Raw genomic sequence first — 19,431 nt, 5'->3', positions numbered from 1 at the left:
GATCCTCATGACCATTTCCCTGTACGCAGCTTCCATTCCGGTCTTCAAGCAAATGCTCAATGCCTTGAGCGACGTTCTGAACAAGGCCGAAGCCCATGCGGTGGCAAAGAACATCGATCCGAGCGTTTTCGTACAAGCCCGTCTGGCCCCTGATATGTTCCCGCTGAACCGTCAGGTGCAGATCGCAGTCGATTTCGCCAAGGGCGTTTCTTCGCGTCTGGCCGAGATCGACGTGCCGTCCTACCCGGACAGCGAAACCACCTTCGCCGAACTGCAGGCATTGATCAGCAAGGTGCTGGCTCACCTGGACACCATCACCCCGGGCAAGATCGACGGTAAGGAAGGCATCGAGATCGTGACCCGTCCGGGTACTCCTAAAGAGAAGCGCTTCACTGGCCAGGCCTACCTGTTGACTTACGGCCTGCCACAGTTCTTCTTCCACGTGACCACTGCCTACGCGATCCTGCGCCACAACGGCGTGGAAATCGGCAAGCGTGACTACATGGGCGCGTTCTGATTTCGTACGGCTCGATACCGGTTCAAATCTGATTGGCCGGTGAGACCTTGTGGTGAGCGGGCTTGCCCGCTTGCCGCAAACCTTCTGTTGAGCGCGAAATCCCGCACGGTCAGCGCTTAGTCTTCCTGCGTGGTAAACAGCTCGCGTCGAGCGCCCTCGGTAATGGCAACAATGCCAGGGTGCTTGACCTTGCGCTCCACCGAGATCGCATAGAACGACTCGCTTACCGCATCGGTCTGGCCGATCAGCTTGACGCCGTACTGCCGGCATACCTCCTCGGCGATCACGCTCGGGGCAATGAAAATCCCGCTGCCGGATTGGCCGAATGCCTGCATCAGGGCACTGTCGTCGAACTCGCCGACGATCCTCGGGTGCAGGTGTTGTTCGGCGAACCAGCGCAAGAGCCGGCTGCGCACCACGCTTTCCTGTCCGGGAATCAGCAGCGGTGCGCCATGCAGGCAACGTGGAAAATCCTCGGCATGGCGCGCTGCCAGTGCCGATGTGGCAAAAAAGCTGATCCCGCATTCCCCCAGCTTCTGGCTATAGCCCTTGATGTCCAGATGACCAGGCATGGGGCTGTCGGAAATCACCAGGTCCAGGCGCTGGATCGCCAGGTCGGCGAGCAGGCGTTCGAGCTTGTCTTCGCGGCAGGTGATACGGATCGGCTCATCCAACTCCATGGTCGGCGCGATCAGGCGATAGACGATGGATTTGGGCACCACATCCGCGACCCCGACCCGCAGCAGTCGCTGCTGCTCGTTCGGCTGGGTGCGCAACATGGCTTCCAGTTCGTTGCCCAATTGGAACATCTGCTCGGCATAGGGCAGGGTCCGGCGCCCGGCTTCAGTCAGTTCCAACTGTCGTCCGGCCTTGCGGAACAACTCCACGCCAAAGGTCTGCTCCAGCAGGCTGATCTGGCCGCTGATGGTTTGTGGCGTCAGGTTCAACTGCTCGCAGGCCCTGACGATACTGCCGGTCCTGGCCACGACCCAGAAATAGTGCAACTGGCGATAATTGAGCATCAGGCTCTATTCAGTTCGTTAAAACCGAAGTATAGCGCTTAAAAATACGAATTTTCCTGAAGTGTTCACTTCCTTAGAATGCTGCGCTATTGGTGGGCCAGGACGTGGCCGCCTTACCCCCGAATCAGGACTGAACCATGGAATACCTGTTGCAACTCGCCGTCAGCCCCACCGCCTGGATTGCCCTGGCGACGCTGATCGTCATGGAAATCGTGCTGGGCATCGACAACCTGATCTTCATCTCGATCCTGACCAACAAGCTGCCGGCGCAGTTTCGCACCAAGGCCCGGCGTATCGGTATCGGCATGGCCCTGATCCTGCGCCTGGCCTTGCTGGGCACCATCGCCTACATCGTCAAGCTCACCGCGCCGGTGATCGAGGTGTTCGGCCAGGCGTTCTCCTGGAAGGACATGATCCTGATTGCCGGTGGCCTGTTCCTGGTGTGGAAGGCCACCACCGAGATTCACCACAGCATGGACCCCGAGGCCAAGGAGACCGAAGACAGCAGCGCCGGTATATCCCTGGGTTTCGCGGCGGCGATCGGTCAGATCCTGATGCTCGACATGGTCTTTTCCATCGACAGCATCATCACCGCCGTGGGCATGACCGAGCATCTGCCGATCATGGTGATCGCGGTGGTAGTGGCGGTGCTGGTGATGTTGCTGGCGTCCGAGCCGTTGGCGAAGTTTATCAACGACAACCCGACGGTGGTGATGCTGGCCCTGGGCTTCCTGATCATGATCGGCATGACGCTGATCGCCGAAGGCTTCGGCGCCCATGTGCCCAAGGGCTATGTCTACGCGGCCATGACTTTCTCCGCGGTGATCGAAGGTTTGAACATGCTGGCCCGGCGTGCCCGACACAAGCGTCAGGTAGCAGAAGGCTGATAGCTGTTGCGTCAATAAAAAGGCCGCCTGGATTCAGGCGGCCTTTCTCGTTAAAAGCCCGTCAGTGCACAGTGACAGTACGGGCCTGGGACTGTTCGGCGGTTTTGGGCTGTGCCGGCAGGGCAGGGTGGTGGTGACGGCGGGAGACTCTCAGGACTCCCCACAACATGGCCGCTGCGACGGTGACCCAGCCGAGCACCAACAGTGCAATTATCGCTACAAGGCTCATCAGTGCCTCCTTCGCCCGTTCGGGCTCACTCACTTCGTCTTTCCAGGATCAGTCTAGACGTTGCTGTGTTTCAGTCCATTGACCAAAGGTCGTGTTGGGTCAGTCATTTCGCTCTATCGCGTCAGGCAAATCGCAACGAAAGGCTATACCCACATCGGCGTGCGACCTATGATCAGGGGGCCTGTCAGGTGTTGAACGGCCTGGCGATTGACCAAGAGAGTGAAGATGTTCAAGGGATCAACAAATTTTCGAACGGTACCGGGGCGGCGCTTGTGGCTGGTGGGGGCATTGTTGCTGGGGTTGGGCGGTTGTGCCGGCGGTGGTGTTTCGCCAGAGGTCCGGAATCTGCCGGAGCGGGTTGAGCTCAATGCCGTGCCGTTCTTCCGTGGCGAGGCCTATCAAGGCGGCACCATGGCCCTGGCCACCATGCTGTCGCAGCAGAGTGTCAGCGTGACGCCGGGGTTGCTGGAGAAACCGCTGAAATTGCCGGGAGCCGAGGACGGCCTTGAACGCAACATGCAGGTCCTGGCCCGTGAGTACGGCATGGTGGTCTATCCGCTGGACCCTGAGTTGTCGGCGTTGCTGGCCCAGGTCGCCGCCGGGTATCCGGTGCTGGTCCGGTTCAACGAGGGGCGGGTGTGGTCGACCCCGCGTTATGGGGTGCTGGTCGGTTACAACCGGACCAAACAGACCGTGCTGTTGCGCGCGGGCATGAGCCCTCGGCTGCCGATGAAGTTCAGTGCCTTTGCATCGGCCTGGAAGGGTGCCGGCAGTTGGGCGGTGCTGGTCCAGGCGCCGACGCAATTGCCGGCCCAGGTTGATCGGCAGCGCTGGTTGAAAGCCGCCAACGACCTGGCCCAGGCCGGTCAGGAACAGGCGGCGGCCCAGGCCACCAAGGCCTTGGCCGGGCACTGACGACAATATTTGCATCAGGCTGCGGGGGTCAGACCCCCAGCTTGTCCCGCAACGTGTAATACCAGGCTCCCAGGGCGGTAAACGGCGTGCGCAGCAACTGGCCGCCGGGGAAGGGGTAGTGCGGCAGGTCGGCAAAAGCGTCGAAGCGCTCGGCCTGGCCGCGCAGGGCTTCGGCCAGCACCTTGCCCGCCAGGTGGGTGTAGGTCACGCCATGACCGCTGCAGCCCTGGGAGTAATAGATATTGTCCCCCAGGCGACCGACCTGCGGCAGGCGCGACAGCGTCAGCAGGAAGTTGCCGGTCCAGGCGTAGTCGATCTTCACATCCTTGAGTTGCGGGAAGGCCTTGAGCATCTTCGGCCGGATGATCGCCTCGATATTGGCCGGGTCCCGTGCGCCATAGACCACGCCGCCGCCGAAGATCAGGCGCTTGTCACCGGAAAGACGGTAATAGTCCAGCAGGTAGTTGCAGTCCTCGACGCAGTAGTCCTGGGGCAGCAGCGACTTTGCCAGCGCATCGCTCAGCGGCTCGGTGGTGATCACCTGGGTGCCGCAGGGCATCGATTTGGCGGACAGTTCCGGCACCAGATTGCCCAGGTAGGCGTTGCCGGCGACGATGATGAACTTGGCCCTGACCTTGCCCTGTGGCGTATGCACTACTGGATTGGCACCGCGTTCGATGCGCACTGCCGGCGACTGCTCGTAGATGGTCCCGCCCAGCGACTCGACCGCTGCCGCTTCGCCCAATGCCAGGTTCAGCGGATGGATATGACCGCCGCTCATGTCGAGCATGCCGCCCAGGTATTGGTCGCAACCGACCACTTCACGAATGCGTCGCTCGTCCAGCAGTTCGAGCTGGGTATGGCCATAGCGTTCCCAGAGCTTCTTCTGGGATTCGAGATGGCCCATCTGCTTTTTGGTAATGGCGGCGAACACACCCCCGTCCTTCAGGTCGCACTGGATGTTGTACTTGGCCACCCGCTCGCGAATGATCCGGCCGCCTTCGAAGGCCATCTGCCCGAGCAATTGCGCCTGTTTGGGGCCAACGGTGCGTTCGATGACGTCGATATCGCGGCTGTAGCTGTTGACGATCTGCCCGCCGTTACGGCCCGACGCGCCGAAACCGACTTTGGCGGCCTCCAGCACTGTGACCCGGAAACCGTTCTCCAGCAGAAAGAGTGCGCTGGACAGCCCGGTATAACCGGCGCCGATCACGCACACATCGGTCTCGACGTCATCCTGCAAGGCAGGGCGTTGAGGAACCGGATTCGCCGAAGCGGCGTAATAGGACTGGGGGTAGGGGGTGTTCGCCATCCTGCAACCTCTGTTTTATATTTTTTACGAGTGGCCTGATCCTACCTCAGATGAAATACCCCCGCCAGCCACCCGGGAAAAAAGCCGATTTCGCCGGGAATCAGTAAAAAATACGCGTATTCAAGGGGTTAGCGAAATAAAGGGGTTGACAGCTTTGAGAAAATCCGCAAAATGTCGCCCCACAGCAGGCACGTAGCTCAGTTGGTTAGAGCACCACCTTGACATGGTGGGGGTCGTTGGTTCGAGTCCAATCGCGCCTACCAAACAAAATCCGCTCTGCTGGGCGGTCAGAAAGGGTCAACCGAGAGGTTGGCCCTTTTTTCGTTTTCCGGGTGTTCACTAAAAAATACGCATATTCATAGGCTTAGCGGAAAGAAAAGGGGTTGACAGCCTTTCGGAAATCCGTAGAATGCCGCCTCACAGCAGGCACGTAGCTCAGTTGGTTAGAGCACCACCTTGACATGGTGGGGGTCGTTGGTTCGAGTCCAATCGCGCCTACCAAACAAAATCCGCTCTGCTGGGCGGTCAGAAAGGGTCAATCGAAAGGTTGGCCCTTTTTTGCGTCTTGCGTTTGGCAATGGTGCCCGACGTATCGAATCCGTTATTGGGTTGACCGTTTTCTGTCTTCCCTAAACATTGGGCCTTAAACGCTGGTTTTTTGGGGGTGTAGGTGGAGGTATCAAGGGTTCGGCTACTGGCAGTCTCCGGGAGCCTTCGGGCGGCCTCTTCAAACTCCTCGTTACTTCGCGCCGCCGAGAGGCTCAGTCCGCAGGGGGTGTCGATCCAGCATTATCTGGAGGTGGGGCAGTTGCCGCATTTCAACCCGGACCTGGCCGACAATCCTCCGGCAATCGTTTTGGCGCTGCGGGAGCTGATCGGTCGGGCAGATGGCATTCTGATCTCTTGCCCCGAATATGCGCGTGGCATTCCAGGCTCGTTCAAGAACGCGCTGGATTGGCTCGTCGCCAGCCACGAATTTCCCGGCAAGCCGGTGGCGCTGTTCAATGCATCGCCGCGGGCGAGTCATGCCCAGGCGGCGCTCAGGCTGGTGCTGGAAACGATGTCAGCCAATATCGTCGAACCGGCATCGATCACTGTGAACCTGCTGGCCAAAGAAATGGATGAGGCGAGCATTGCGGCGGATCCGCTGATTGGCCAGCAAATCGTTTCAGCCCTCGATGCATTCAAGGGCTGGATCGATAAGGAAAACCCGATTTCGTAGCCGCCGCTCGACGGGCCCGCAATCAGTCGGATTTGCGCTCCTGCCGGACATCGATAAAGGGCAGGGAGCCGCTCGGCAATACCGTTGTCGGCAGTACACCATTCCAGCGCTCCGCCTTGGTCAACTCCACCAGGTTCTGGTTGCTCGCCAATGCCTGGGCGCGGGCCTTGATCGCTTCCGCCTCGGCTCGGCCGCGCAGTTCGGTGGCCTGGGCATCGGCCTTGGCCTGCGCCAGCTGTGCGTCGGCCTCGGCTTGTGCCTGGGTCACGCGGATCTGTGCCTGGACCTGTTCGGTGGCCAGTTGCTGTTCGCGGGTCTTGACCTGCACCTCGGCGGCCATGCGTGCCTCGATGGCTTTCTCATAGGCATCGCTGAAGTCGATGTTCTCGACCTGCACGCTGTCGATCATCACCGGCCCGGTGATCGCCGTCTTGATCGCGGCGGAAATATCATTGACCAGTTGGACACGGTTCTGCACGGCGGCCACGGCGTTGAACTGGCCGAAGACGTTCTCGACCTGGGTCGGTACCTGGCGGCTGATCAGTCGGTCGCGAATGCCCTCGATATCCTTGAACTGGGTGTACACCTTGGCGACATCGGAAGGGGCGACGTGCCACGACACCGAGACCTTGAGTTGCGCCGATTGCTGGTCCTTGCTGTAGGCCTGGAGATTTTCATAGGCCGAAACCTGGCTCTGGGTACTGATCAGCTTGACCGTTTCAATGAAGGGTGTCTTGAACGACAACCCGGGGTCCACCACACCGACGAGCGCGCCGTTTCTCAGAAGTACGCCGCGCTCGGTTTCATCCACGGTGTACCAACTGCCGAAAAACACAATGAGCAGGATCAATGCAGCCGCACCGCCAACCGCGCTGCCGATCATATTACGGGTCATATTTCGTTCCTTTGATGTGCGGGAAAGCACTCCCTGGATACGCTGCCTGGGTGTTCAGGAAGCGCGCCCCGCCAACATGGTCAATAGTGTTGAGTTTGCCTTGTCGCCGCAACGGTTCCGGGCGCCTTTCGAGCCGCCGACACTGGCGACCCAATATGATAGCGACCTGGCCAGTTCCATTCTGAGAAGCGACTCTCAGGCCTGGGCGTCAGAGATCCCTGACGGTTCAGGTCTACTGAATATCGTGCCCTGTCGGTCGTTATCTTTTCAATGATGCTGGAAGGCCATATTGATCTAGTGTCGAATGATCAATCTGGCGTCGGCGTTTCCTGGCCGGTTGCCAAACCCATTTGAAGAGCGCGCGCCATATGCCTGTATTGGAAAAGACCACGTTGATCAAAGGGCGCAGTTGCGCCGAAGTGTTCGATTTTTGCCTGGAGGGGGCCAACTTCCCGAAGATTTTTCCGGAGCGTGTCACGCCGCTGGGCAAGGTCGACATCGCCGACCTGCGGATCGAGCTGGGGCGCGAGTTCCGTTTCCGGCACTGGATGTTCGGTTTTATCCCGGCCAACTGGACCGTGCGTATTCGTGAGGTTAGAGACAATCAGCACTTTATCGATGAGATGGTCAGGGGGCCGCTCAGTGCGTTTCGCCATGAGCACCGGGTCGAGGCCGCCGAGGGCGGGACGCTCTATACCGACCGGGTTACCTATCGGGCTATCGGTGGTGCGGCGCTGGAGTGGCTGTTTGTCGATGCGTACATGCATCGCATCTTTGATGCACGCCATCGGAACATGCGGCAGTTGCTGGACATCCCATGATTGCCGTGGTTCCGGGCAGCCTGAAGCCAGAACATCGGGAGCGGAACCAGTTTTGGAAAAGTGAGTCATAGCTATGTGCCATCTCGGCACTTCACAAGGACGCTCAGTGATGCTCGCTCGTTTCAAACCCTCGTTCACGATTCCCGCCACTGGCTTGCTGGTCCTGCTGCTGGGTGGCTTGGCGCTTCCGGCCCAGGCCGCGGTGGAGGTCGATAATCTCAGTGCTTCGGGTTTTGATCATCTCGCCGCGACCCATGGTGGTTCGGGTTCCGGGCACTCGCTGCGCAATACCGATTTCACGGTGGATGACTTGCAGAAGATGGAAAACCTGCAGAAGCGCAATGCCGATGAATTGGAGAACCTGAAGAAGATCATCAACGATCAGGCACGTGTCATCGAGGAACTCAAGCGCAACAGTGGTTCCGGCTCCAATTCCAGTTCGAACAGCAGCGATCTTTCCGGCCTCAAACGCAGTGTCAGCGATCAGGATCGCGCTATCGAAAAGTTGACCAGCCAGGTGGACGACCTCAAGCGCAGTTCAGGCTCAAGCTCCAGTTCGAGTTCCAGTGAGTTGTCCGGCCTCAAGCGCGATATCAGTGATCAGCAGCGTGATCTGGACAGTCTGAAACGCAACGTCGATGACCTGAGCAGAAAGGTGAAGTGACGACAGCAGCCATGGCGCTCGCATAAGCCCTGATGTGATCGTTCCCACGCTCCGGCGTGGGAACGTTCGATCAGTCAGGAGTTGGCCGCCGACTTCGGCGTACGCCGGGTCCTGCCTGTCTTGGTTCCCGCTGCCTTGCGCTTCTTCTTCCAGGGCGCCGCGCCTTGTCCCGTCATTCCGGCCGGCATGGTGATCTGCAGCTTCAACTCGACACAACGTCCTACCTGCTTGCTCATCCAGGCTGCCTGCTTGGCGACAAACTCTTCCAGGCTCATCTCGCCGCTTTGCACCATGTCCAATGCCTGTTCCCAGATCGCCGTGGTGCCCGGGTCGGCAATCGCCCGCGGTACCGCATCGATCAGGCTGAAGGCCGCCGGGGTCGCTGACAGGCTTTTGCCATGCTTGACCAGATAACTTCGATCGAGCAAACCCTGGATGATGCCGGCGCGTGTGGCTTCGGTGCCGATGCCGGTGGTGTCCTTGAGTTTCTGTTTGAGGCGTGGGTCCTCCACATACTTGGCGACGTTTTTCATCGCCTTGATCAGGTCGCCTTCGGTGAAAGGTTTGGGGGGCTGGGTCCAGAGATCCTTGAGGTCGACCCGGCTCACCGTGCATTCGGTGCCTTCGCGCAACGCCGGCAAGGCCTGCGGCTCGGGGGCTTCGCGGCCCTTGGCCGGCGCCAGCGCTTCAGGCAGGGCACGTTTCCAGCCCGGCTCGACGATCTGTTTGCCTACGGCCCGCAATGCCTGCGCCGCACAATCGAAATCGGCCTGGGTCCGGTCGTATTCGTGATTGGGCAGGAATTGCGCCAGGTAACGGGCGCGAATCAGGCTGTAGACGGCGCGCGGCTTGCCCTGCAAACGTTCGAGGCTGGCGCCGGTGCCCGTCGGGATAATACCGTGGTGGGCGGTGACCTTGGCGTCGTTCCAGGCTCGCGAACGGCGTGTCGGATCGAGATACGGCGCCAGTTTGTCCAGGCTTGGATCAGCCCGTTCCAGTGCCGCCAATACCCGACCGGCGTCGCCGTGCTGGCTCAGGGGCAGAAAGCCGCAATCACTGCGCGGGTAGGTGATGACCTTGTGGGTTTCGTACAGTGACTGGGCAATATCCAGTGTCTCCTGGGCGCCCAGCCCGAGCCTTTTCGAGCAGACTTCCTGCAAGGTGCCCAGATCAAAGGGCAGGGGTGCAGCCTCGCGAATCCGCTCGGTCTTGAGCTTCACCACCCGGGCGCTGGACGCCGCGCCCATGTCGCTCGCGGCCTGTTGGGCGAGGGCCTGGTTGAGGCAGCGGTCCTGATCGTCACAGGCATCCGACGGCGCGCGCCACTGGGCGATAAAGGGCTGGCCGTCGTGCAGCAGGTGCACGTCGATCGCCCAGTAAGCCACCGGCACGAAGTCGGCGATGCTACGGTCACGGTCCACCACCAGGCGCAGGGTCGGTGTCTGTACCCGTCCGACCGGCAACACGCCCTGATAACCGGACTGGCGGCCGAGCAGGGTGAACAGGCGGCTCATGTTCATGCCGATCAGCCAGTCGGCCCGCGAGCGTCCCAGGGCCGAGTGATAGAGCGAAAAGGTCTCGACGCCGGGCTTGAGCGCCGCCAGCGCCTTGCGGATCGAGGCATCGTCCAGCGCCGACAGCCAGAGCCGCTGGATCGGCCCGCGATAGCGACAATGCTCCACCAGTTCACGGGCGATCATTTCCCCTTCGCGGTCGGCGTCGGTGGCGATCACCAACTCCCCGGCCTCGCCCAGCAGGCGCTTGACCGCCTTGTACTGGCTGGCGGTCTTGGGCTTGACCTGCATCTTCCATTTTTCCGGAACGATCGGCAGGTCGGCCAGCACCCAGCGCTTGTAGCGGGCGTCGTAGGCATCCGGCGGGGCGGTTTCCAGCAGGTGGCCGATGCACCAGGTGACGGTGGCATTCGGCCCCACCCAGCAGCCGTCGCCACGCCGCGTGGCACCGAGCACCGTAGCAATGTCTTTGGCCTGGGAGGGCTTCTCACAGAGGAACAAGCGCATAACCACTCTCATTTCAGCGCGGGGTCTTGAAGTCGGACAGCATGCTCAGTGTCGGGCGATCAGGCAATCATTATCTGTATAAACATACAGCTTTATTTCATCAACTATAGTTCATGCGCGCAGATAGTAGGCAAGACTCAATTGTCCCTTTTATAGAATCAATGATTCCCGGTTTAGGGTAATTGTCTCGATTTGCTCAGGCGCCTAAAGTGACATCCAAGCCAGGCAGCACGGACCTCCCAACGGAGGGCGCCAGGCCCGCCTGACAAACCGAACGCACCACTACTCGACATCAAAAGGAACGCGCCATGTCTATTCGTGAACTGCTGAACCCAACCAACTCCACCCTGATCCTGATCGACCACCAGCCGCAGATGTCCTTCGGCGTGCAATCGATCGATCGCCAGACCCTGAAGAACAACACCGTGGGCCTGGCCAAGGCGGCGAAGATCTTCAATGTGCCGACGATCTTCACCTCGGTGGAAACCAAGAGCTTCAGCGGCTACATCTGGCCGGAACTACTGGCGGTGCACCCGGACCAGCAGCCCATCGAGCGCACCTCGATGAACTCCTGGGAAGACAAGAAATTCGTCGAGGCGGTGAAGGCCACCGGTCGCAAGAAGCTGATCATGGCTGCACTGTGGACCGAGGTGTGCCTGAACTTCCCGGCCCTGGAAGCCCTGGCCGAAGGTTACGAGGTGTACATCGTCACCGACGCGTCCGGCGGCACCACCCAGGAAGCCCACGACATGTCCGTGCAACGGATGATTCAGGCCGGTGCCGTCCCGGTGACCTGGCAGCAGGTACTGCTGGAGTTCCAGCGTGACTGGGCGCACAAGGAAACCTACGACGCGGTGATGGATCTGGTGCGCGAGCACAGCGGCGCCTACGGCATGGGTGTGGACTACGCCTACACCATGGTGCACAACGCGCCGCAACGCCAAGCCAAGTAGTGACGTGAGTCGGGCGCGTGGGTCGCGCCCGACACCTCATCGCCTCAAGCCTTCACAGGGATACCTGACATGGTCACTCGCCCCTTGTTGTCCTCTCGCACTTCGGCTGACTGGGCGCTGCTCTGGTTACGCCTGGCCGGTTCGGCCTTGTTGTTACGGGTCCATGGCTTGCCCAAGCTGCTGGACTTCCAACATCAACTGACATTGATCGAAGACCCTTTCGGCCTGGGGGCGCACCTGACCCTGAGCCTGGCGATTTTCGCCGAAGTGCTGTGCCCGTTGCTGATTATCCTTGGCCTGTTGACCCGCCTGGCTACGCTGCCGGTGCTGTTCCTGCTGCTGGTTTCACTGGTGTGGGTACACCCGGAGTGGAGCCTGGCCGAAGGGCAATTCGCCTGGTTGCTGCTGATCGTCTTCGTCGCCTTGCTGATCGGTGGTTCCGGGAGCATCGCTCTGGAGCGGCGTTTCAGCGCGTTCACCCGCCCGGGGAGTCTTCATCCATGAATATCGAATTGCTGGATGGCGTGGTGACCCTGCTGGTCCGTCATCGGATCAAGAAAGGCCAGGACCAGGCCTATGAAACCTGGCTGCGGCGCATCGTCACCATGGCGCGCAGTTATCCGGGGCACCTAGGTGTCGATGTGGTGCGTGGGCATAGCCACGGGCAAACGTTGTTTACCAGCGTGCTGCGTTTTGCCTCTACCGAACAACTGCAACACTGGTTGGACTCCAATGACCGTCGTGAGTTGGTAGAAGAGGCCCAGCCCATGCTGGCCGATGGCGACCAGACCGAAATCAACGCCGACCGCGAATTCTGGTTCACCCCGGCCGAAGTCGGTTCGCCCAGTCCGGTGCCGCGTTGGAAGCAGGCCTGCGTGACCTTCCTGGTGATCCTGCCGCTGAGTTTTGTCGTACCGATGTTGTGGCGCCCGCTGTTCACGCTGCTGCCCTGGTTGGGCGGCTATGTGCAAGCCAATGTGCTGATCACCTTGAGCATCGTGTTGCTGGTGGTCTATGTGTTCATGCCCCGTGTGACCCGTCTGTTCAGCCGCTGGCTGCAACCGGCCAACCACTGATTTCGCTGACCGTTACATTCCGTCAAGCAAGGAGAACTGATATGAGCAATGTGATCGCTGACCTGATTCTGCACAACGGCCGCTTGCACACCGTCGACCGCGCCCAACCCAAGGCCACGGCGGTAGCCATCAAGGACGGTCGCTTTATCGCCGTGGGCAACGACGGCGAGGCCATGGCCTTGCGCGGTAGCACCACCCAGGTAATCGACCTCAAGGGCCGCACCGTCATCCCCGGCCTCAATGACTCGCATCTGCACCTGATCCGTGGCGGCCTGAACTACAACCTGGAACTGCGCTGGGAAGGCGTGCCCTCGTTGGTGGATGCGTTGCGTCTGCTCAAGGAACAGGCCGAGCGTACCCCCGCGCCGCAATGGGTGCGGGTGGTGGGCGGCTGGAACGAATTCCAGTTCGCCGAAAAGCGCATGCCGACCCTGGAAGAACTGAACAAGGCGGCGCCGGACACTCCGGTGTTTGTCCTGCACCTGTATGACCGCGCCTTGCTCAACCGGGCGGCACTGCGGGTGGTCGGCTACAACCGCGACACGCCGAACCCGCCGGGTGGCGAGATTGTCCGCGATGCCAAGGGCGAGCCGACCGGCATGTTGATTGCCCGGCCCAACGCGATGATTCTCTACTCGACCCTGGCCAAGGGGCCGAAACTGCCGCTGGAGTATCAGGTCAACTCGACCCGCCAGTTCATGCGTGAACTCAACCGCCTGGGTGTCACCAGCGCCATCGATGCCGGCGGCGGTTTCCAGAACTATCCGGACGACTATGAAGTCATCAACGAACTGGCGGCCAAACAACAACTGACCGTACGGATTGCCTACAACCTGTTTACCCAGAAGCCCAAGGAAGAGCTGGCGGATTTCAAGAACTGGACCAGCAAGGTGACCTACGGCCAGGGCGACGACTTCCTTCGGCACAACGGCGCAGGGGAGATGCTGGTGTTCTCGGCGGCGGATTTCGAAGACTTCCTCGAGCCGCGCCCTGACCTGCCGCAGACCATGGAGCAGGAGCTGGAGCCGGTGGTTCGTCATCTGGTGGAACAGCGCTGGCCGTTCCGCCTGCACGCCACCTATGACGAATCCATTTCGCGGATGCTGGATGTCTTCGAGAAGGTCAATCGGGATATTCCGTTCAATGGTCTGCCGTGGTTTTTCGATCACTGCGAAACCATCACGCCAAAAAACATCGAACGGGTACGGGCGTTGGGCGGCGGCATCGCGATTCAGGACCGCATGGCCTTCCAGGGTGAATACTTCGTCGAGCGTTACGGCGCCAAGGCCGCCGAGGCCACGCCGCCGATCAAGCGCATGCTGGCCGAAGGCGTGCCGGTGGGCGCGGGTACCGATGCCACGCGGGTGTCGAGTTACAACCCCTGGACCTCGCTGTACTGGATGGTCAGCGGGCGTACCGTCGGCGGGCTCGAGCTCTATCCCGAGGGGCTGCCACGGGAAACCGCGCTGGAGCTGTACACCCATGGCAGTGCCTGGTTTTCCTCGGAGCAGGGCAAGAAAGGCCAGATCAAGGTCGGGCAACTGGCGGACCTGGTGGCCTTGTCGGCGGACTATTTCAGTGTGGAGGCCGAGGCCATCAAGTGGATCGAATCGGTGCTGACGGTGGTCGACGGCAAGGTGGTGCACGCGGCGGGTGATTTCGACAAACTCGCGCCGCCGACGCTGCCGGTGACCCCCGACTGGTCGCCGGTGGTCAAGGTGCCGGGACACTGGCGGCCGAACTCGCCCTTGCAGGCCCAGGTGCACCAGTGCAGCGGTCCTTGCGGGGTGCATGCCCACGGTCATGAGCGGGCGCGGATGTCGAGTGTGCCGGTCAGTGACTTCCAGGGGTTCTGGGGGGCCTTTGGTTGTTCGTGTTTTGCCTTCTGAGTCGAAGACCGGGCGGGGCGCTTGCGCCTCGCCCGGCTTCAGAAACGATCCCAGGCCGGTAAACCTTCGAATTCAGCGGCCATATAGTCGATAAATCGACGGACCTTGGACGGCACGTATCGGGCCGTCGGGTAGACGGCCTGTATGGTCAGATCGGGAACGCTGAAATCGGGCAGTATCCTCACCAGATCGCCGGCGGCCAGTGCTTGCCCGAACACAAAGGTCGGGCCGTAGGCGATCCCGAGTCCGGTCAGGGCCGCCGCCAGCAGCATGTGCATGTTATTGGCATACATGCGCACCGGCCCTTCGATCAGATGGGGTTGCTGTTGTGCGTCGCTCAAGGTCCAGGCGCCGCTGGAGACGGCTTCGCTGAAGGCCAGGCGTGGACTGTCACTCAGGTCCTCGGGGCGCGACGGTACACCTTCCCTTTGCAGAAATGCAGGGGCCGCGCAGAGCACCATGCGGCAGGGGGCCAGCGCTCGGGCAATCAATTCCGAATCCGGCAGGCGTCCGATGCGGATGGCGATGTCGATACCGGCGGTATGCAAGTCCACATAACGATCATCGAGCACGATCTCGGTATCGAGCTGCGGGTGCTCGGCCATGAAACGCGCCAGCGGTTGTGCCATGTGCAGGGAGCCGAAGGTCACCGGCGCGCAAATGCGCAATTTCCCGCGCAGGGCATGCTGGGTATCGCTGGCTTCGCGGTCGGCTTCTTCAAGGGCTTCGAGAATACGCTGGCAACGAGCATGGTAGGCCCGACCGGCCTCGGTCAGGCTCAGGCTGCGGGTACTGCGCTGGATCAGCCGCACATTCAACTCGGCCTCCAGGGCGCTCAGGTACTTGCCAGCCATTGAAGCGGAAAGCCCGAAACGCCGGCCTGCGGCCACCAGGCTGCCGGCTTCGACGGCGGCGCTGAACACCTTGAGGCTCATGAAACGGTCCATAACGTACTCCAGTCGATAGCCTGGTGATTAGCTGATGATAGAAAATACGGGATTATCGCTTTATTTGCGCTGATCTACGATCGCCTCCAGACATTCAGTCTCTGGAGATCGACATGAAAGTAGTTTCCAACGGTGTTCAACTTGAAGTCAGCGACCGTGGCGCCAGCTCGCCAGCCCTGGTGTTCCTGCACTACTGGGGCGGTTCGTCACGCACCTGGGACGATGTGCGCGCGGCGCTGCCGAGTGATTACCGTAGCGTTGCCCATGACCATCGCGGCTGGGGCGACTCCCAGGCACCGGCCAGCGGCTATGCCTTGGCTGATTTTGTCGAAGATACCCTGGCGGTGATTGCTGCGTTGAACCTGAGCCGCTACGTGCTGATCGGCCATTCGATGGGGGGCAAGATCGCGCAGCTGTTCGCCTCGCGGCGCCCGGTCGGTCTGGTCGGGCTGGTGCTGGTGGCGCCTTCGCCGCCGGGACCGCTGCGGCTCCCGGCAGAGGTGCAAGCCGCGATGGAGACGGCTTATGAGTCACGTGAGTCGGTGGCGATGGCCCTCGAACATATGCTGACCGCCAAACCCTTGAGCCCGAAGCATCTCGAGCAGGTGATCGAGGACAGTCTGCGTGGCGCACCGCAAGCCAAGGCCGCCTGGCCTTGTGCGACCAGCAAAGAGGACATCACTGCTGACGTGACGGGTATCGAGGTGCCGAGCCTGGTGATTGCCGGTGAGCTGGACCGGGTCGATCCGGTCGAGGTATTGCGAGCAGAAGTCCTCTCGCGAATTCCCCAGGCCACTCTGTGTGAACTGGCGGGTACCGGGCATCTGTCGCCGCTGGAGTCGGCGGATGAGGTTGCCGGGGCTATCCAGCGCTTTGTCGAAGGACTTGGCCGGTGATGCGGATGCTCCGCGAAAGTGGCCGGGTTTGCGGCTTTTATGTCATATCGATAGCCGGTCCCGGTTTGGCACTATCGGCCCACCTTCTTCAGGAAAATGCTAATGACTAGCGCCGTCACCGTCACATTGCTGATGAACATAAAACCTGAGTTCATGGAGGCGTTCATCGAGGGCCTGCCTGAGCTGACCCGTGGCACATCTTCGGCGGCTGGCGCCTTGTCCGTGCGGGTACTGCGTCAGCATCAGGACAGCCAGGCGATCTGCTTCGTCGAACAATGGGAGAACGAAGCCGCGTTCCACGCTTATATCGCCTGGCGCGAGGCTCGCGGCGATATGGCGCACCTGGGGCAACTGCTGTCTGCTCCTCCTCAGATCAATCTGTGGTCTTCCTTGAGCGAGAGCCCGTAACGGCCGGTGTATCCTCAATGAGCATCGGGCGACGCTGCCGCCGCAGGCGGTGGCTTCACCTTGTGCATCAACGGCACCAGGGCCGTGGCGATGATGAAACAGACCATGATCACCAGGAAGGTATCGGCATAACTCTGGGTCTGCGCCTCACGATAGGCCAGTTGCCAGAGTTGCTGCAGGCTGGCGGTGGTGCCTTCGCTGCCGCTCTGGCCGAGGGCCGCGAAGTTGCTGCCGACCGTGGCCATCCACTGGTTCAACGCTTCGTTGGTGCTGTTCAGGTGCTCGGCCAACCGGTTGAAATGCAGGTTGGTCCGATCATTGAGAATCGTCGCGCAAGCCGCGATACCAATGGCGCCGCCGAGGTTACGCATCAGGTTGAACAGGCCCGAAGCCTGTTTCAGACGTGCCGGTGCCAGGGCGCCGAGGGTCAGGGTCACGGTGGGCGGCACGGCGAATTGCTGGGCCATGCCCCGCAGTGCCTGGGGCAACATCAGCTCCTTGCCACCCCAATCATGGGTCAGCGGTGAGAAGTCCCACATCGACACGGCAAACAGCCCCAACCCCACCATCATCAGCCAGCGCAGGTCGACCCGGTTGGCAAAAAACGCGTACAGCGGAATTGCCGCCAGTTGGAACAGACCAGTGGAGAACACCGCCAGGCCGATGTCCAGGGCGCTATAGCCACGCACTCGGCCGAGAAACAGTGGCGTCAGGTAAATGGTTGCGAACAGCCCGATACCGGTGACGAAGGAAAAGAAGCAACCCAGGGCGAAATTGCGCTCCTTGAGCGCGCGCAGGTCGACCACCGGATTGGCCACCATCAGGCTGCGGCTGACAAAGGCCAGCCCGGCGAGGCCGGAAATCCATGCGGTGGCCAGGATAGTGCTGTCGCTGAACCAGTTCCAGCGCGGGCCTTCCTCCAGGGTGTATTCCAGGCAGCCGAGAAACACCGCCATCAGCAGCATGCTCAGGTAGTCGGCACCCTTGATCAGGCGCAGGTCCGGCTCGTCGATCCGCACCAGCATCGGCACCACCACGGCGACGAACACACCGGGCACCAGGTTGATGTAGAACAGCCAGTGCCAGGAGGAAATATCGGTGATCCAGCCGCCGATCACCGGGCCGAGGGTCGGCGCCAGGGAGGCGATGGCACCGATGGTCGAGGCGGCGATAACGCGCTGCTTGCCGCTGAAGAACATGAACGCCGAGGTAAACACCAGGGGGATCATCGAGCCGCCCAGGAACCCTTGCAAGGCGCGAAACACGATCATGCTCTGGATGTTCCAGGCCGCTCCGCAAAGCAGGCTGGCCAGGGTGAACCCCACCGCCGAGGCACAGAACAGCCAGCGCGTGGAAAACACCCGCGACAGCCAGCCCGACAGCGGGATCACGATGATTTCGGCGATCAGGTAGCTGGTCTGCACCCAGGCGGTTTCATCGGTACCGGCCGACAGTCCGCCGCCGATATCGCGCAACGAGGCGGAGACGATCTGGATGTCCAGCAGGGCGATAAACATACCCACGCACAGGGTGGCAAAGGCGAACACCTTGACCGAGGTGCTCATCGACGCCGCGTCGAAAGGCTTGGCCGGGGCGCGGGTGCTCATGGCGTGCTGACCAGTTGGCTGGTGGCACGTTGGTCAGCCGGGCGGCTGGCGACGCCATTGGCGTTGTGCAGGGTATCGACTTCGGCGGTGACCGAGAGGCCCGGGCGCAGCTGCCCGAGCACGCCATCGGCCTGGTCAAGCATGACCCGGACCGGCACCCGCTGGACGATCTTGGTGAAGTTGCCGGTGGCGTTTTCCGGTGGCAGCACGCTGAACTGGGCGCCGGTGGCCGGGGCCAGGCTGTCCAGGTGGCCGTGAAAGACCTTGCCGGGCAGCACGTCGGCGCGGATGGTCACGGCCTGGCCGGGCAGCATATGGGTCAACTGGTCTTCCTTGAAGTTGGCGTCGACCCAGAGGCCCTGCTGCGGCACCACGGAAAGTAACTGCGAACCGGCCGCGGCAAAGGCGCCGACCCGTGCCCGACGGTTGCCGATCACGCCGTCCACCGGCGCTCGCAATTCGGTGTAGGAGAGGTTCAGGCGGGCCATGTCGCGTTCGGCGACCGCTTGCATCAACGCGGCCTTGGCCTGCAATTTCTGGGTCTCGATCACGTCCACCTGGCGTTGATTGGCCAGCAGCGTGGCTTGCGCCTTGGCGCCATTGGCCTGGGCGGTCTTGAAGGTGGCATCGACCCGTTGGGCACTTTCCACCGACACCGCCGAGCGGCCCACCAGGCTTTCGTAGCGGGCGTGGTCGTTGCGCGAACGCACGGTTTCCGCATTGGCCGCATCAATGCCGGCCCGGGCCTGGCTGATCACCGCGTGCTGCAACTGCTCGGTGGCGTCGAGATTGGCCAGCAGCGCCTGTTGAGCTGCGACCGCGCCTTCGGCCTTTTGCAGGGCGGCGACATAGTCGCGGTCATCGATCTTCACCAGCAGGTCACCGGCGTGGACGAACTGGTTGTCGGTGACTTTGAGCTCGGCGATATAACCCGGCACCTTGGGCCCGATCACTGTCACGTCGGCGCCGATATAGGCGTCGTCGGTGCTTTCGATAAAGCGTCCGGCCGTCCACCAGTGCAGGCCGTAGAAAGCGGCGAAGACCAGTGCGCCAGTGACCACCGTCAGCAGCAGGAGGCGCTTGAACAGCACCGGTTTTTTCTGAACGGCCAGTTCAGGGGCAGAGGCCGAGGACAGGTTGGTCATGACGG

At 61.3% G+C, this 19,431-nt stretch carries 20 protein-coding genes and 2 tRNA genes; 14 read left to right on the top strand and 8 right to left on the bottom strand.

The features are described 5' to 3' along the window. Nucleotides 1–7 precede the first annotated feature (7 nt). Nucleotides 8–517, top strand: a complete 510-nt coding sequence (locus M5C56_RS00255; RefSeq protein ID WP_103498356.1) for a DUF1993 domain-containing protein — start codon at nucleotides 8–10, stop codon at nucleotides 515–517. Between the two features lie 116 nt (nucleotides 518–633). Here the strand turns inward: M5C56_RS00255 and nhaR are convergent, their stop codons facing one another. Next, nucleotides 634–1,539, bottom strand: coding sequence for a transcriptional activator NhaR (nhaR, locus tag M5C56_RS00250; protein WP_103498357.1), 906 nt, complete (start codon nucleotides 1,537–1,539; stop codon nucleotides 634–636). Nucleotides 1,540–1,676: 137 nt separating this feature from the next. Here nhaR and M5C56_RS00245 point away from each other — a divergent pair, with 137 nt between their 5' ends. Further along, nucleotides 1,677–2,426 carry a TerC family protein gene (locus tag M5C56_RS00245; RefSeq protein ID WP_103498358.1) on the top strand — a complete coding sequence of 250 codons (750 nt, stop codon included), beginning with the start codon at nucleotides 1,677–1,679 and terminating at the stop codon, nucleotides 2,424–2,426. A gap of 61 nt (nucleotides 2,427–2,487) precedes the next feature. Here M5C56_RS00245 and M5C56_RS00240 read toward each other — a convergent pair whose 3' ends face one another. After that, a complete protein-coding gene (locus M5C56_RS00240) occupies nucleotides 2,488–2,655 on the bottom strand; it encodes a hypothetical protein (protein WP_177103409.1) in 168 nt (55 codons plus the stop codon). 225 nt (nucleotides 2,656–2,880) lie between these two features. Here M5C56_RS00240 and M5C56_RS00235 point away from each other — a divergent pair, with 225 nt between their 5' ends. Next, nucleotides 2,881–3,570, top strand: coding sequence for a hypothetical protein (locus M5C56_RS00235; RefSeq protein ID WP_103498359.1), 690 nt, complete (start codon nucleotides 2,881–2,883; stop codon nucleotides 3,568–3,570). A 28-nt stretch (nucleotides 3,571–3,598) separates the two neighbouring features. Here the strand turns inward: M5C56_RS00235 and M5C56_RS00230 are convergent, their stop codons facing one another. Beyond that, nucleotides 3,599–4,882: an FAD-binding oxidoreductase gene (locus M5C56_RS00230; RefSeq protein WP_103498360.1), complete on the bottom strand. Its 1,284-nt coding sequence runs from the start codon at nucleotides 4,880–4,882 to the stop codon at nucleotides 3,599–3,601. A 186-nt stretch (nucleotides 4,883–5,068) separates the two neighbouring features. Here M5C56_RS00230 and M5C56_RS00225 point away from each other — a divergent pair. From M5C56_RS00225 to M5C56_RS00215, 3 genes are all read left to right on the top strand, one after another. Continuing rightward, nucleotides 5,069–5,145, top strand: a tRNA-Val gene (locus M5C56_RS00225). A 161-nt stretch (nucleotides 5,146–5,306) separates the two neighbouring features. Next, a tRNA-Val gene (locus tag M5C56_RS00220) sits at nucleotides 5,307–5,383 on the top strand. Between the two features lie 169 nt (nucleotides 5,384–5,552). Beyond that, complete coding sequence (locus tag M5C56_RS00215) at nucleotides 5,553–6,104, top strand: NADPH-dependent FMN reductase (RefSeq protein WP_103498300.1); 552 nt, start codon at nucleotides 5,553–5,555, stop codon at nucleotides 6,102–6,104. Between the two features lie 22 nt (nucleotides 6,105–6,126). Here the strand turns inward: M5C56_RS00215 and M5C56_RS00210 are convergent, their stop codons facing one another. Beyond that, nucleotides 6,127–6,999 carry an SPFH domain-containing protein gene (locus M5C56_RS00210; RefSeq protein ID WP_103498299.1) on the bottom strand — a complete coding sequence of 291 codons (873 nt, stop codon included), beginning with the start codon at nucleotides 6,997–6,999 and terminating at the stop codon, nucleotides 6,127–6,129. Between the two features lie 368 nt (nucleotides 7,000–7,367). Here M5C56_RS00210 and M5C56_RS00205 point away from each other — a divergent pair, with 368 nt between their 5' ends. Further along, complete coding sequence (locus tag M5C56_RS00205; protein ID WP_103498298.1) at nucleotides 7,368–7,820, top strand: SRPBCC family protein; 453 nt, start codon at nucleotides 7,368–7,370, stop codon at nucleotides 7,818–7,820. A 109-nt stretch (nucleotides 7,821–7,929) separates the two neighbouring features. Then, nucleotides 7,930–8,484, top strand: a complete 555-nt coding sequence (locus tag M5C56_RS00200) for a hypothetical protein (RefSeq protein ID WP_103498297.1) — start codon at nucleotides 7,930–7,932, stop codon at nucleotides 8,482–8,484. Nucleotides 8,485–8,558: 74 nt separating this feature from the next. Here M5C56_RS00200 and M5C56_RS00195 read toward each other — a convergent pair whose 3' ends face one another. Beyond that, nucleotides 8,559–10,505, bottom strand: coding sequence for a DNA topoisomerase III (locus tag M5C56_RS00195; RefSeq protein WP_103498296.1), 1,947 nt, complete (start codon nucleotides 10,503–10,505; stop codon nucleotides 8,559–8,561). Nucleotides 10,506–10,813: 308 nt separating this feature from the next. On the opposite strand from M5C56_RS00195, the gene M5C56_RS00190 reads away from it, so the two are divergent. From M5C56_RS00190 to M5C56_RS00175, 4 genes are all read left to right on the top strand, one after another. Continuing rightward, nucleotides 10,814–11,458: a hydrolase gene (locus M5C56_RS00190; protein WP_152737523.1), complete on the top strand. Its 645-nt coding sequence runs from the start codon at nucleotides 10,814–10,816 to the stop codon at nucleotides 11,456–11,458. Between the two features lie 69 nt (nucleotides 11,459–11,527). Next, nucleotides 11,528–11,962: a DoxX family protein gene (locus M5C56_RS00185; RefSeq protein ID WP_103498326.1), complete on the top strand. Its 435-nt coding sequence runs from the start codon at nucleotides 11,528–11,530 to the stop codon at nucleotides 11,960–11,962. After that, nucleotides 11,959–12,534, top strand: a complete 576-nt coding sequence (locus tag M5C56_RS00180; protein WP_103498327.1) for an antibiotic biosynthesis monooxygenase — start codon at nucleotides 11,959–11,961, stop codon at nucleotides 12,532–12,534. The genes M5C56_RS00185 and M5C56_RS00180 overlap by 4 nt, the downstream gene beginning before the upstream one ends. A 50-nt stretch (nucleotides 12,535–12,584) precedes the next feature. Beyond that, nucleotides 12,585–14,423 carry an amidohydrolase gene (locus M5C56_RS00175; RefSeq protein WP_103498329.1) on the top strand — a complete coding sequence of 613 codons (1,839 nt, stop codon included), beginning with the start codon at nucleotides 12,585–12,587 and terminating at the stop codon, nucleotides 14,421–14,423. A gap of 38 nt (nucleotides 14,424–14,461) precedes the next feature. Here M5C56_RS00175 and M5C56_RS00170 read toward each other — a convergent pair whose 3' ends face one another. Continuing rightward, nucleotides 14,462–15,370 (bottom strand): LysR family transcriptional regulator, encoded by a 909-nt coding sequence (locus tag M5C56_RS00170; RefSeq protein WP_103498328.1) that lies wholly within the window; start codon nucleotides 15,368–15,370, stop codon nucleotides 14,462–14,464. 113 nt (nucleotides 15,371–15,483) lie between these two features. Between M5C56_RS00170 and M5C56_RS00165 the strand changes: the two genes are divergently transcribed. Beyond that, nucleotides 15,484–16,266: an alpha/beta hydrolase gene (locus M5C56_RS00165; RefSeq protein ID WP_103499378.1), complete on the top strand. Its 783-nt coding sequence runs from the start codon at nucleotides 15,484–15,486 to the stop codon at nucleotides 16,264–16,266. A gap of 102 nt (nucleotides 16,267–16,368) precedes the next feature. Then, complete coding sequence (locus tag M5C56_RS00160) at nucleotides 16,369–16,674, top strand: antibiotic biosynthesis monooxygenase (protein WP_177103394.1); 306 nt, start codon at nucleotides 16,369–16,371, stop codon at nucleotides 16,672–16,674. Between the two features lie 14 nt (nucleotides 16,675–16,688). On the opposite strand, the gene M5C56_RS00155 is transcribed toward M5C56_RS00160, so the two are convergent. Both M5C56_RS00155 and M5C56_RS00150 read right to left on the bottom strand, forming a co-directional pair. Continuing rightward, on the bottom strand, nucleotides 16,689–18,281 hold the full coding sequence (locus M5C56_RS00155) for a DHA2 family efflux MFS transporter permease subunit (RefSeq protein WP_103499376.1): 1,593 nt from the start codon (nucleotides 18,279–18,281) through the stop codon (nucleotides 16,689–16,691). Further along, on the bottom strand, nucleotides 18,278–19,426 hold the full coding sequence (locus M5C56_RS00150; RefSeq protein ID WP_103499375.1) for an HlyD family secretion protein: 1,149 nt from the start codon (nucleotides 19,424–19,426) through the stop codon (nucleotides 18,278–18,280). Before M5C56_RS00150 ends, M5C56_RS00155 begins: the two co-directional genes overlap by 4 nt. Nucleotides 19,427–19,431: the final 5 nt, after the last annotated feature.

It is taken from the genome of Pseudomonas sp. MWU13-2862 (genome assembly GCF_023242495.1).
Taxonomy (GTDB): Bacteria; Pseudomonadota; Gammaproteobacteria; order Pseudomonadales; family Pseudomonadaceae; genus Aquipseudomonas; species Aquipseudomonas gingeri_D.
Note: the sequence above shows the minus strand (reverse complement) of the source record. Positions and strands in the feature narration are given on the sequence as shown.